This is a genomic window from Paenibacillus sp. B46(2026), from assembly GCF_056786355.1.
The window spans coordinates 5,124,405-5,137,521 of the sequence record NZ_CM165907.1 but is presented as its reverse complement, the minus strand read 5'-3'; the positions used below and the strand labels follow the sequence as shown (position 1 = coordinate 5,137,521).

Genomic DNA, 13,117 nt, shown 5'->3' with positions numbered 1-13,117 from the left:
ACTACTGAAAGTGAGATGATTGTAATGCAACAAACATTCAGAATTACAGACGAAGATGGTATCCACGCACGTCCGGCGACAGCCCTGGTTAATACAGCAAACAAATTCAAAGGTGCAGAATCCTTTGCAGAAGCTAACGGTAAAAAAGTAACATTGAAATCCATCCTGGGTGTTCTTTCCCTCGGATTGGAACAAGGTGACACCATCAGCATCATCGTTGAAGGCGAAGGCGAAGCTGAAGCTCTTCAAGCTTTGATTGACGTTATGGTTAACGAAGGGTTGGGCGAAATTAATGCTTAATGTCTCCGGGATCGCGGCTTCGGCGGGTATTGCTATCGCCAAGGCGTTTATCTTGGAGCATCCTGATTACTCTGTAGAAAAACGCCAAATTACCGACGTTGACGCAGAGATCGCGAAACTCGACTCAGCTCTGGGCAAGTCCCAGGCTGAGCTTGAGGCGATCAAAGAGCGTACTTTACAAGAGCTTGGCGAGAAAAAAGCTGAGATTTTTGCTTCGCATTTGCTTATTCTGAATGATCCGGAACTGATTGATCCGGTTAAAGCTAGAATTGCAGATGACATGATCAATGCAGAATTTGCTTTGAACGAAACGGCATCGCAATTTATCTCCATGTTCGAGAACATGAAGAGTGCGTACCTGCAGGAACGTGCAGCAGATATGCGTGACGTTACCAAACGTGTGCTAAATCACTTGCTTGGTATCGACTTCATGAGTCCGGCTGAGATCAATGAAGAAGTGATCGTGCTTGCGGAGGATCTGACGCCTTCCGACACGGCTCAACTGAATCGCCAATTTGTTAAAGGTTTTGCAACCAACATTGGTGGACGTACTTCCCACTCGGCGATCATGGCTCGTTCGCTTGAAATTCCGGCTGTCGTTGGAACCAAGGATATCTTGGCTCAAGCGAAACAAGGCGATATGATCATTGTTGACGGTCTGGATGGTCACGTGCTGGTTAACCCTACTGATGAAGTTATTGCTGAATACCGTGCCAAACAGGAACAGTATGATGCACAACGTGCAGAGTGGAGAAAACTACGTGATGAGCCAACGGTAACAGTGGACAACGTTCATGTTGAACTTGCAGCCAACATTGGTACACCGAATGATGTAACGGGTGTTCTGGAAAACGGCGGCGAGGCTGTAGGCCTGTACCGTACCGAGTTCTTGTACATGGGTAGAGACAAGCTTCCTTCCGAAGACATTCAGTATAATGCTTACAAAGCGGTACTGGAAAAAATGGAAGGTAAACCTGTCGTTGTTCGTACACTAGACATCGGTGGAGACAAAGAGCTTCCATACCTGGATCTGCCAAAAGAAATGAATCCATTCCTCGGCTTCCGCGCAGTTCGTCTGTGCCTGGACCGTCTGGATATCTTCCGTACACAATTGCGTGCATTGCTGCGTGCAAGCGTACATGGAAACTTGCGTGTCATGTTCCCAATGATCGCAACACTCGGTGAATTCCGTGAAGCAAAAGCTGTCTTGCTCGAAGAGAAAGAGAAGCTGGTTGCTGAAGGTATTGCTGTTTCTGACAGCATTCAACTCGGAATCATGGTCGAAATTCCTTCGACTGCAGTTCTGGCGGATCAGTTTGCCAAAGAAGTGGATTTCTTCAGTATCGGAACGAACGATCTGATTCAATACACGATGGCTGCTGACCGTATGAACGAACGAGTGGCTTATCTGTACCAACCTTACAACCCGGCCATTTTGCGTTTGGTTAAAATGGTTATCGATGCAGCGCATCGTGAAGGCAAATGGGTTGGCATGTGTGGTGAGATGGCAGGAGACGAAACAGCAATTCCATTGCTGCTCGGTCTCGGATTGGATGAGTTCAGCATGAGCGCTACATCCATTCTGCCAGCTCGTAGTCAGATCACCAAGCTGTCCCGTGTGGATATGCAGGAACTGGCTGCCAAAGCTCTGGATATGCAAACGGCTGAACAAGTCGTTGAATTGGTTCAAAGCATTCAAGCGTAATTTTGCCGGGGGTTCCTCCGGATTTGAGGTTTTTCTTTTTCCGATAATGAGCTGCATTCATGCAGCGATTTTTGCCGGTATCCGCGAATTATGTGGATATCGGCTTTTTTTGTTGCGCGAATGAATAGGAAATAAAAGAGGAGTACGAGGAGAAAGGTCCTGTAATGTCTAACCAAAAAAATACTCTTACTGATGTAGTTAACATCAGCAAGAGCATGGATTAGAAATTCACTTAGTGTTTAACTGCAAGCGCAGTTCAGAACAGGTTTGCGTGCCGCGGTTGTTTCATCGAGACGGGTAACCGGTGTGCCATACGGTGCATTCAACACCAGTTCAGGTGTCTCTTCTGCTTCTTTGGCAATCCGTATCATCGTATCAATGAATCCATCCAACGTTTCTTTGCTTTCGGTTTCCGTTGGCTCGATCATGATGCATTCCTCCACGTTGAGTGGGAAGTACACCGTAGGAGGGTGATATCCAAAATCAAGTAATCGTTTGGCAACGTCAAGTGTACGCACACCATACTGCTTCAATCCCCGGCCAGACATGACGAATTCATGTTTGCATACCCCTGGATACGGAATCTCGTAGTAAGGTGCGAGACGGGCCATCATATAGTTGGCATTCAGTACCGCACATTCAGAGACACGGCGCAAGCCTTCTGGTCCATAGGTACGAATGTAGGCATAGGCACGAACCAATATACCGAAGTTACCGTAGTAGGCTTTCACCCGGCCAATGGATTGATCGCCTTCACGATCGAATGCATACATCCCATCAGCATTTTTGATCACCATCGGTTTAGGCAGGAACGGAACCAAACGACTCTTCACACCTACTGGTCCGGCGCCAGGTCCACCACCACCATGAGGCGTGCTCATCGTTTTGTGCAAGTTCAGATGCACCACGTCAAAACCCATATCACCCGGACGGGTAATGCCCATAATAGCATTGGAGTTGGCTCCGTCGTAGTACAGCAAGCCACCAGCCTGGTGTACGATGGATGCAATCTCCTGAATATCTTTCTCGAACAAACCAAGTGTATTCGGGTTCGTCAGCATCAATGCTGCTGTATCCGAACCGACGGCTGCACGGAGTGCGTCCAGATCGACCAGTCCGTCTGCGCGGGATGGAATCGTCACAGTTTCAAATCCTGCAACGGTTGCACTTGCCGGGTTGGTCCCATGAGAAGAATCGGGCACAATGACTTTGGTACGTTGTTCGCCACGACCTTCGTGGTAGGCACGAATCATCATAAGTCCAGTCCATTCTCCATGGGCACCAGCGGCTGGTTGCAGAGTCACAGCGTCCATACCTGTCAGACCTGCAAGGTCGTTCTGCAACGTATATAACAGTTCAAGTGCACCTTGAATGCTGGATTCATGCTGGTACGGATGGATTTTGGCGAAACCATTATAACGGGCAACATCCTCATTAATCTTTGGATTGTATTTCATCGTACAAGAGCCCAGTGGATAAAATCCGTTATCTACCCCGAAGTTGCGACGGGACAGGGCTGTATAGTGTCGAATAACATCTACCTCGAACACTTCCGGCAGTGCTGCTGCTTCCGAGCGGAGCATTTCCCGGGGAATCAACGTATCGGCATCCTGACGAGGAACGTCACATTCTGGCAGGGAATAAGCGACACGTCCAGGGCTGCTGAGTTCAAAAATCAATGCTTGCTCCGGAGCAGGAGATAAGGTCTGTGCACTGTATGTTGTAGCTGTCTCAGATGGAGCCGAAGTGGAGGAAGAGGTGCCTGTTTCCGATTGTCCTTGTACTGATGTTGTCGTTGTCGTCGTTTCCTGAGTCACAGCGATCCCTCCAATGCTCGTGCGAATTCGTCAATCTCTTCCTTACTGCGTCGTTCGGTAACAGCAACCAGCATATGTCCGGCAAGCTCCGGATAATCACGTCCGAGTTCGTAGCCACCAATAAAGCCCGCATCCAGCAGTTTCAACTGAAGTGTATTCACGTCTGTTCCTTCAGGAAGTTTAATCACAAACTCATTAAATGTTGGTGCATTAAATGTAAGGCTAACTCCAGGAATCGCAGTTAATGTATTCAGGGTGTAATGACTCTTTTGTAAATTCAGATCCGCTACATCGATCATTCCTTGTTTACCCATGATGGACATATACACAGATGCGCTGAGTGCAAGCAAAGCCTGATTGGAACAGATATTGGATGTCGCCTTTTCACGGCGGATATGCTGTTCACGCGCTTGCAGCGTGAGTACAAAACCACGCTTACCATTGCGATCGGTTGTCTGGCCTACGATTCGGCCAGGAATTCGGCGCATATGAGGCTGGGATACGGCGAAATATCCGCATGTCGGGCCGCCAAGTGAAGCGGCGATGCCGAGGGGCTGCGCGTCGCCAACAACGATGTCGGCACCCAGCTTGCCTGGGGCTTCCAGCAGACCCAGCGATAGCGGGTTAGCACTTACGACGAGCAGGCCCTTGTGCGCATGCACGAGGTCAGCAGCCTGCTTTACATTTTCCACGGCACCAAAGAAGTTCGGGCTCTGGATCATGACAGCAGCGGTATCGTCCGATATGGCGGCTTGCAGGGCATCCCAGTCAGTGACGCCATCCTTATAGCCAATCTCAACAATCTCCAGACTCAGTCCGTGCGCATACGCCTGCAATACCTGACGGGCTTCCGGATGAACGGTACGGGATACGATGAGCTGTTTGCGACGAGTTGCCGCTGCGGCCAGATTACCTGCTTCTGCAAAGGCCGTTGCACCGTCATACATGCTGGCATTGGCTACAGCCATACCGGTTAATTCACAGATGTAGGACTGAAACTCGAAAATGGCCTGTAGTTCACCTTGGCTGATCTCAGGCTGATAAGGTGTGTAGGCGGTGTAGAACTCGGAACGGGAAATGACATGATTGATGACGGAAGGAACATGATGATCATATATGCCTGCGCCGAGGAAGCTGGCATGTGTTTCGAAATTGGCGTTGGCGCCAGCCTGTTTGGACATGTGACGTGTCAGCGCGTATTCATCGAGTTTGGAGGATACGGGCAGCTCACCCTGATAACGAATCTCTTTAGGAATGTCCTGGAACAGATCCTCCAGCGTATCCACACCGATGGTTGCGAGCATGGCGCTCTGATCCTGCTCGGTCATGGGAATGTAACGGTGCTTGCTCATGCTTGATCAGCTCCTTGAGTAGGTGTCTTTGACGTACGTGTCCGTTTATGAAAAGGGGTCTTCACGACCTCGGCTTTCAGTTTCTTGCCGCGGATCTCAATCTCAAGCGGGGTTCCCAGCGCAGCGTATTTGCTGTCGATGAGGGCAAGCCCCAGATTACGCTTCAATGTAGGTGATTGTGTGCCTGTTGTCACTTCACCAATCTGTACGCCTTCGGCGTAAATCGGATAGTGTGGGCGGGGAATACCGCGCTCCAGCACTTCGATGCCGACCAGTTTGCGGGCGGGACCGTCTTTTTTTTGCTGTAACAAGGCTTCGTGTCCGATAAAGGGTCCAGCATTCAGCTTCACAAACATACCTACGCCAGCTTCGAGTGGAGAGATGGTTGCCGACAATTCCTGTCCATACAGGGGGAGCCTCGCTTCAAAGCGCAGTGTATCCCGGGCACCAAGTCCAGTTGGTACCAGTCCGTGACTTTCTCCAGCCTGCATTAATCCATTCCAGACCACAGCGGCCTGATCCGCAGGTACATATAGTTCAAAGCCATCTTCACCGGTATAACCGGTACGGGACAACAGCAATTTTACTCCACATACTTCAGCATCCTGCACAAAACGAAACGGTTCAATCGTGGATACATCCATATCTGTAACTTTTCCGATAATATCTACAGCCAGTGGACCTTGCAGAGCCAGTAGTGCCGTCTGCTCCGAATCGTTGGTCAAGCTTACGCCAGGGATCAAGTGCTCTTGCAGCCATGCCCAATCCTTGTCGATGTTGGAGGCGTTAACCACGAGCATATAGTTCTGTTCTTCCAGCTTATACACGAGCAGATCATCCACCACACCGCCATCCGGATAACACATCAGGGTATACTGGGCTTGACCAGGGACCAGCGTGGTCACATCATTGGTCATCATTTGTTGCAAAAATACTTCAGCCTGATCACCCTGTACTGTGAATTCGCCCATATGGGATACATCGAACAGTCCAGCACGCTCACGTACCGCTTCATGTTCTTTCTGGATTCCGCTAAATTGCACCGGAAGCTCCCAGCCTCCAAAATCAATGCACCGTACGCCTTCATATTGCTGATACAGTGGGAAGAGTGGTGTTCTAAGCAAATCGGACATCAAATCACCTCGTCATGGGCCGTCAGCCGACCGAATATAATAATCGTGGATCAATGAATCAGGGTATTTTTAAATTTTCAGCTAGAGATTTTCATCACATAAGTATGGTAAGGCAGCTATGGCAGCGCCGATCTGAATCCTGTTTTTCGTTTTTTGGGAAAAAGGAAAAGGACAGGCCAAAGAACCGGCATGCCAAGTAGCACGCTGTATTCTAAGGCTCTGTCCCTTGTACCTGAGAGTTACCCCGCTGCGTTGTGCAGCAGGTTTCCCCTTGGGTGATCATTACGCCCGCACAGGGCGAATAGATGCTCTCCAGAGTTGCGTCCCGTAAAAGTCCTTTTGCCTGAGAGATTCACCGCCGCTTATCGGTGGTTTACTCCTTCGGCGTTACCTCATGTACATCCCGAATCGGGTGTCACGGGTAATCTCTCCCTTTACATTCATCCGCGGGTATAACATAGTCCAATAAACACATTTACTCCTCTCATTAAAACGTGAATCCACTGTCGATGTCAAGAACGATATCATAGAAAATGATTTAAAACCGAATGTTTAATATAATTTTAATTTTATTGTTCGTATATTTATAAAGACTGCGCTTACTATTCTAATATTCACCAGTATATGTAGAAAGAGTGTATTCAGGTTACGGTTTGAGGAGGCAATTAGCAAATAAATTGTGAGGTATCTTGACATTTGATTCATAAATATCATACGCTATGTTCTGGGAAAAAGGTTAAGGTCAAAGAACGCATGCACTCATTAATGAAAAGCGAGGCGGATATCGATGAGCGAATTGAAAAGTGATTTCCTGTACAGTGAAGAGCACGAATGGGTGCAAACCGTAGGGGAGGATACTGTACGTATTGGCATTACCGAGTTCGCGCAGCATCAGCTGGGTGACATTGTGTTTGTGGAATTGCCTGACCTTGAATCCAATGTAAAAGCAGAAGACAGCATTGGAACGATCGAATCGGTCAAAACGGTTTCGGACTTGTTCTCTCCCGTCACTGGTTCAATTATTGCAGTCAATGATTCGTTGCAGGACTCACCTGAACTTGTGAACAGCTCTCCTTACGAGGAAGGCTGGATGATTGAGATTCGTGTTGAGGGAGATCTGACAGCAGCATTGTCTACATTGATGAATGCAGACGCGTATCGTAAACATACGGAAGAATAGTATCAACGAACTTGTACTTATTAACATATATTTTTATAAAAATATGAGACGTGCTTCATGTTATTGCGACCTGTGTGAGCCTATGCTTGCAGAGGTTTTTTTGTGCTTTCCAATGAACGTTGTGAATGCTGATTTAAGCAGATTGTGGATGTGAATAGCAAGATTAGTCCAAGCTATAGGATAGAAAATGATTTTGGAAATAATAAAAGTCATAGGCAAGAAAAGCCTTGTGTACCAATGGGTTCAGCCATTATGCATAGATAAAAACGATTACATAACCTAATGTTGTCATCATTGTTCATGACGAAAGTACGCTTTCATTTCATTGAACAGGAGACCATTCTCGCTTAGGATTACAGCAGGGGAGAAATGATACCCCTTTCATAAATCATAATCACTTGATCCAAGGAGGATAATACAATGAGTAATTTGGACCAATCGTCCAATTCCAAAGGTGGGCTACGGGTAGGTGTGCAGCGTTTTGGCCGATTCCTGAGTGGTATGGTCATGCCGAATATGGGAGCGTTCATCGCCTGGGGATTAATTACGGCCATGTTCATTCCAACAGGCTGGTTCCCTAACGAGACGCTTGCACAGCTAGTCGATCCGATGATCAAATATTTGCTGCCACTGTTAATTGGTTACACCGGGGGTACGATGGTGCATGGTCAGCGTGGTGGTGTCGTGGGTGCCATTATGACCATTGGGGTCATCGTGGGTAGTGATATCCCGATGTTCCTCGGCGCCATGATTGCCGGACCACTGGCAGCATGGATCATCAAAAAGTTCGATAAATCCATTGAAGGCAAAATTAGAGCCGGATTTGAAATGCTGGTTAACAACTTCTCAGCCGGTATTATTGGCGGGATCTTGGGGATTTTTGCTCTACTGGGCATTGGGCCTGCTGTAGAAGCGATTAGCAAAGTATTGTCTGCCGGGGTACAAGGCTTAATGAATCTGGGCTTGCTACCGCTGGTCAACCTAATCATTGAACCAGGTAAAGTATTGTTCCTGAACAATGCAATCAACCACGGTATTCTTACACCTATTGCAACAGATCAAGCGAGAGAATTAGGGCAATCCGTATTATACATGCTTGAATCCAACCCAGGTCCGGGACTGGGTATCTTGCTTGCTTACTGTTTCTTCGGACGCGGAATGGCCAAATCTTCTGCACCAGGTGCCGTTATCATTCATTTCTTCGGGGGAATTCATGAGATCTACTTCCCTTACATTCTGATGAGACCGATTCTGATTCTTGCCGCAATCGCGGGTGGCGTCGCAGGTACATTAACATTCATGCTCACCGGAGCAGGACTTGTTTCGGCACCATCACCGGGTAGTATTATCGCGTATTTCCTCTTAACACCAAAAGGTGGATACCTGCCGATGCTCGCAGGGGTGCTTGTAGCAGCCGTCGTTTCTTTCCTGGTTGCAGCAGTGTTGCTGAAAACGGGTAAACAAAAGGACGAAGATCTGGAGTCCGCATCCAGTCGGATGAAAGACATGAAAAGTCAAGGAACCGTGCCAAACGCTGGCATTACGGCAAATCATCGTGAAGCAGACAGAGCCGCGGATATGGCTTCTTCTACAGTGAAAACAGATGTGAAGAAGATTGTCTTCTCCTGTGATGCAGGCATGGGGTCGAGTGCCATGGGCGCTTCCATTCTACGCAAGAAGATGAAGGCAGAGGGGATTGACGTTACGGTGACCAATACGGCCATCAGTGATATCCCGCCGGATGCAGATGTGGTAATCACACAACAAATATTAACGGATCGAGCTCGCTCCGTTGCACCGAACGCAGAACATATATCCATCGACAACTTCCTAAAAAGCCCGGAATACGATGCGCTCGTTGAACGTCTGAAGTAATTGCACGCATTCGTTTTCCCTGAGCCGGAGGCTGAGATATGAGTATTACCAAAAGACAGCGTGAAATCGTGGAGTTTCTGCTGGAGCATCCACATGAAGTCACTGCCGGCGAAATCGCCGTTGAAGTAAAGGTCAGTACCCGAACCGTTCACCGGGAGCTTCAAATGATCGAACAATGGCTTGAACCTTTGGGCATGAGGCTGGAAAAAAAATCAGGAACCGGTATCCGAATCGATGCCAGTTCCGATGATCTGGCTGTATTGCGCCAGCAACTAGAGGGTAAAGAATACGTAGAGTTTACGCCGGAAGAGCGTAAGCTCTTCATGCTTTGCATCCTGCTTGATGAACCGGAGCCTGTAAAGTTGCTCGCCCTGGCTTCGGATCTGAAAGTGACTGTATCCACTGTAACGACTGATCTGGACGATCTGGAGTCACGGATTCGTCAGGCGGGACTGAAGCTGGTTCGCAGACGTGGATATGGCGTCAAGATTAACGGAAGTGAGACGATTCATCGCACGGCCATAGCTGCACTTGCACTGGAATTTCTGGATGAGTCCGACCTGTTCGGAAGACAGCCTGAACAAGGAGGCTCCATCGTAAACCAAAAATTGCTGGATATGATTGGGCACGGTGATGTGCTTACGGTCGAAAATGCGTTATGGCAACCAGATATCGAATGGCTGGAGAACATCCCGGAACGCCAATACATGAAGCTGCTGATTCAATTATCCGTAGCGGTTGTACGTATTCGTAAAGGCTTTGGCATTGGCCGTATTTCTCCACGGGAGAAAACGGGAGATGGAGTTGCAGAGCAGGATGAGATGAAGGTTCCACCTTATATGGCTTCCCGCTTGTGTGGTGTGTTATCCACCCAGCTGGGGCTGACATTCTCCCAAGATGAGCAAGCTTATTTTCACAGGCTATTAATTGAGACCGAGCAACGGATTCACTCTTCGCGGCTGTTGCCAATAGACGACTTGATTTTACTGGACAGGGTACATTCACTGATTGATCAGATGCAGGCGAGAACGCATTACGCCTTTCATGAGGATCGTTTGCTTCGTGAAGGTCTGCTTGGTCATATGCAACCTGTAATGGAGCGAATTGAAGGGCAACAGATGATTCGTAATCCGCTTTTGCAGCAGATTCGCAAGGATTATGACTCCCTCTTCGAAGATGTCAAACAATCCGTGCATCAAGCTTGGCCAGGCACAGACGTTCCGGATGAGGAAATTGGTTTTTTGGTCATGCATTTTGGAGCTTCCATCGAGAGGTTACGTGCATTGAAACGGGAAATCAGAGCGATCATCGTGTGTACAAGCGGAATCGGATCATCCCGCATGCTGTCCAGCCGACTGTCGAAGGAGATTCCCGAGATTCGGATCATGGATAGCGTGTCCTGGTATGAAGCTGCCCGGATGCCTCCAGATCAATATGATCTGGTGTTATCCACTGTCGATCTGCCGATGGATGAGCATCAGTATTACAAAGTGAGTCCATTGCTCACGGCGGAAGAGAGCGAACGTCTGCGTCATTTTATCCGGACAACAACATTACAACGACAGCATAACAAGCCCCGTGAAGCAGAGGTTCAGACGACAAGTCGTTACTCGGACCCTGACGGAATGGAAGCAATTCTGATTGAAATCGTCCGAATTATTGGCAAGTTTCAGGTGTATCCGCTGGATAACCAAGATATCGGTTTCTATAAAACCGTGTATGGAATGTGCAAAGTACTCCATGAATCGGGTGTGCTGAAGGAACCGGAGGAGATTGCGAAACGGTTGGAGGCACGTGAAGCAGTGGGGAGTCAGAAGATTCCCGGTACAAGACTTGCACTGTTTCATACACGCAGTGAGGGAATCTACAGGCCGTCCATCAGCCTATTCCAGCTTACTGAGCCACTCCTTCGTACACCGGATGATCCGGCAGGAGTTACCCATGTTCTTTTGATGCTCGGTCCCAGAGAATTATCCAAGGAAAGCCTGGAGGTTCTCAGTGAGATCAGCGCCCTGTTATTGCAGGAAGAAATGATTACATTACTGGAAAAGGGAATCAGGGATGAACTCATTCATTACCTGTCCCAGGAACTCGTTGGATTTTATCGCAGTAAAACCGAAATTGGAGGTCAACCATTATGAGTATGTTAACAACAGATAAAGTCATCATGAATGCGACGGCTCAGGACAAATATGAAGCGATTCGTATGGCTGGACAGATTCTGAAGGATGCGGGACATATTACTGCTGATTACATTGAGAAGATGATTGAACGTGAAGAGATTGTCTCGACCTATGTAGGGAACGGACTTGCGATCCCGCACGGTACGAAGGAATCCAAAGCTTTCATTTTATCCACAGGCATCTCTGTCATTCAGTATCCACAGGGTGTAGATTTTGGCGAAGAAAAGGCTTATATGGTCATTGGTATCGCGGCTCAAGGCGGGGAACATATGGAGATCTTGACTAGCATCGCGGTGATCTGTGCTGAGGATGAGAATATGGAGGCCCTGCGTCTGGCGAAAACAGCCGAAGAAGTTATTGCTATTCTGGAAAGTGAAATGGAGCTATGAAGGCCCTACACTTTGGCGCAGGTAACATTGGACGCGGGTTTATCGGATTGATCCTCTCCCGTGCAGGGTATGAGGTGGTTTTCTCCGACGTGAATCAGACCTTGGTAACCGCTCTTCAGCAACGGGGACAGTATACGGTGGAACTGGCTAACGAGAGCAAGGATCAGGAGACCGTCACAGGCGTAAATGCAATCGATGGAACCCAACTGGAGACAGTTGCCCAAACCGTTGTGGAAGCTGATCTGATTACAACCGCAGTGGGCGTGGGTGTGCTGAAACATATTGCACCAGGTATTGCAAAGGGACTTGAGAAAAGACTGAATTCCGGTCCTGCTCAAAACCCTCTTCACATTATTGCTTGCGAGAACGCAATTGGAGCCAGTACGCAATTGAAAGAGCATGTATATGCTCTGCTCGATGAGCAAGTGTGCTTACTTGCGGATCAGTACATCTATTTCCCGGATTCGGCTGTAGACCGGATTGTACCTATTCAGCATCATGAAGATCCGTTGCATGTACAGGTGGAGCCTTTTTACGAGTGGGTGGTGGATCGTTCCCAGATGGCTCCTGCATTCAAACCGGTTGAGGGCATTCTATATGTCGATGATCTGGAGCCGTATATCGAACGAAAACTGTTCACTGTTAATACAGGACACTGCGTTGCAGCATATATCGGTAATGTACACGGGTATGACACGATTCAGAAGGCTATTGCCGACGAAAAGGTGAAATCGATTGTCTACGGTGCTCTGCAGGAAACGGGAAAAGTTCTGGTGAAGCGTTTTGGATTCAACCCGGAAGAACATGAGCAGTATATTGTCAAAATATTGGGACGGTTCGTCAACCCGTATCTCACCGATGAGGTTACTCGTGTTGGGCGTTCTCCGCTGCGCAAGTTGTCTCCGAATGATCGTCTGGTTCGCCCGGCCCTTCAGGCCTATGCGGATGGAACCGAAACGACCTATCTGGCTATGGGTATGGCAGCAGCCTGCAAGTTCGATGTATCCGATGATCCGGAAGCGGTTGAACTTCAGGACATGATCCGCCAGAAGGGGATTACAGCTGCGCTCCACCATTATACGTCCATGGATGAGCATCATCCGGTGCTTGAACAGGCTGTTGCCCAGTATAACCAAATGTAAGAACAGTGGTAGCCAACTAATAGTATAGATGAGGCATAATG

10 protein-coding genes and 2 riboswitches are annotated in these 13,117 nt (G+C 48.3%); of the genes, 7 read left to right on the top strand and 3 right to left on the bottom strand.

What is annotated here, in order from left to right; translation table 11 throughout:
- Positions 1 to 24: 24 nt before the first annotated feature.
- Positions 25 to 300, top strand: a complete 276-nt coding sequence (locus AC1S8V_RS22870) for an HPr family phosphocarrier protein (RefSeq protein ID WP_482070906.1) — start codon at positions 25 to 27, stop codon at positions 298 to 300.
- Complete coding sequence (gene ptsP / locus AC1S8V_RS22865) at positions 293 to 2,005, top strand: phosphoenolpyruvate--protein phosphotransferase (RefSeq protein WP_482074556.1); 1,713 nt, start codon at positions 293 to 295, stop codon at positions 2,003 to 2,005. Before AC1S8V_RS22870 ends, ptsP begins: the two co-directional genes overlap by 8 nt.
- A gap of 239 nt (positions 2,006 to 2,244) precedes the next feature.
- Here the strand turns inward: ptsP and gcvPB are convergent, their stop codons facing one another.
- The 3 genes from gcvPB to gcvT form a co-directional block, all read right to left on the bottom strand.
- Positions 2,245 to 3,684, bottom strand: coding sequence for an aminomethyl-transferring glycine dehydrogenase subunit GcvPB (gcvPB, locus tag AC1S8V_RS22860; protein WP_482074555.1), 1,440 nt, complete (start codon positions 3,682 to 3,684; stop codon positions 2,245 to 2,247).
- 134 nt (positions 3,685 to 3,818) lie between these two features.
- On the bottom strand, positions 3,819 to 5,174 hold the full coding sequence (gene gcvPA / locus AC1S8V_RS22855; protein ID WP_482070905.1) for an aminomethyl-transferring glycine dehydrogenase subunit GcvPA: 1,356 nt from the start codon (positions 5,172 to 5,174) through the stop codon (positions 3,819 to 3,821).
- Positions 5,171 to 6,307, bottom strand: a complete 1,137-nt coding sequence (gene gcvT, locus AC1S8V_RS22850) for a glycine cleavage system aminomethyltransferase GcvT (protein WP_482070904.1) — start codon at positions 6,305 to 6,307, stop codon at positions 5,171 to 5,173. The genes gcvPA and gcvT overlap by 4 nt, the downstream gene beginning before the upstream one ends.
- A gap of 217 nt (positions 6,308 to 6,524) precedes the next feature.
- A riboswitch (glycine riboswitch) is annotated at positions 6,525 to 6,625 on the bottom strand.
- Positions 6,626 to 6,628: 3 nt separating this feature from the next.
- Positions 6,629 to 6,751, bottom strand: a riboswitch (glycine riboswitch).
- A gap of 343 nt (positions 6,752 to 7,094) precedes the next feature.
- Here gcvT and gcvH point away from each other — a divergent pair.
- The 5 genes from gcvH to AC1S8V_RS22825 all read left to right on the top strand — a co-directional run bounded on the left by gcvH (position 7,095) and on the right by AC1S8V_RS22825 (position 13,076).
- Positions 7,095 to 7,487, top strand: a complete 393-nt coding sequence (gcvH, locus tag AC1S8V_RS22845) for a glycine cleavage system protein GcvH (RefSeq protein ID WP_145150142.1) — start codon at positions 7,095 to 7,097, stop codon at positions 7,485 to 7,487.
- A gap of 420 nt (positions 7,488 to 7,907) precedes the next feature.
- On the top strand, positions 7,908 to 9,362 hold the full coding sequence (locus tag AC1S8V_RS22840) for a PTS mannitol transporter subunit IIBC (RefSeq protein WP_482070903.1): 1,455 nt from the start codon (positions 7,908 to 7,910) through the stop codon (positions 9,360 to 9,362).
- A 38-nt stretch (positions 9,363 to 9,400) separates the two neighbouring features.
- The gene (locus AC1S8V_RS22835) at positions 9,401 to 11,503 is read left to right on the top strand and encodes a BglG family transcription antiterminator (RefSeq protein WP_482070902.1); all 2,103 of its coding nucleotides are present in this window, start codon (positions 9,401 to 9,403) and stop codon (positions 11,501 to 11,503) included.
- Complete coding sequence (locus AC1S8V_RS22830; protein ID WP_017686856.1) at positions 11,500 to 11,934, top strand: PTS mannitol transporter subunit IIA; 435 nt, start codon at positions 11,500 to 11,502, stop codon at positions 11,932 to 11,934. The genes AC1S8V_RS22835 and AC1S8V_RS22830 overlap by 4 nt, the downstream gene beginning before the upstream one ends.
- The gene (locus AC1S8V_RS22825) at positions 11,931 to 13,076 is read left to right on the top strand and encodes a mannitol-1-phosphate 5-dehydrogenase (RefSeq protein ID WP_482070901.1); all 1,146 of its coding nucleotides are present in this window, start codon (positions 11,931 to 11,933) and stop codon (positions 13,074 to 13,076) included. Before AC1S8V_RS22830 ends, AC1S8V_RS22825 begins: the two co-directional genes overlap by 4 nt.
- Positions 13,077 to 13,117: the final 41 nt, after the last annotated feature.

Coding starts and splice junctions, on each gene's coding strand:
- AC1S8V_RS22870 (WP_482070906.1), top strand. CDS start 25: ATGCAACAAACATTCAGAATTACAGACGAAGATGGTATCCACGCACGT.
- ptsP (WP_482074556.1), top strand. CDS start 293: ATGCTTAATGTCTCCGGGATCGCGGCTTCGGCGGGTATTGCTATCGCC.
- gcvPA (WP_482070905.1), bottom strand. CDS start 5,174: ATGAGCAAGCACCGTTACATTCCCATGACCGAGCAGGATCAGAGCGCC.
- gcvT (WP_482070904.1), bottom strand. CDS start 6,307: ATGTCCGATTTGCTTAGAACACCACTCTTCCCACTGTATCAGCAATAT.
- gcvH (WP_145150142.1), top strand. CDS start 7,095: ATGAGCGAATTGAAAAGTGATTTCCTGTACAGTGAAGAGCACGAATGG.
- AC1S8V_RS22840 (WP_482070903.1), top strand. CDS start 7,908: ATGAGTAATTTGGACCAATCGTCCAATTCCAAAGGTGGGCTACGGGTA.
- AC1S8V_RS22835 (WP_482070902.1), top strand. CDS start 9,401: ATGAGTATTACCAAAAGACAGCGTGAAATCGTGGAGTTTCTGCTGGAG.
- AC1S8V_RS22830 (WP_017686856.1), top strand. CDS start 11,500: ATGAGTATGTTAACAACAGATAAAGTCATCATGAATGCGACGGCTCAG.
- AC1S8V_RS22825 (WP_482070901.1), top strand. CDS start 11,931: ATGAAGGCCCTACACTTTGGCGCAGGTAACATTGGACGCGGGTTTATC.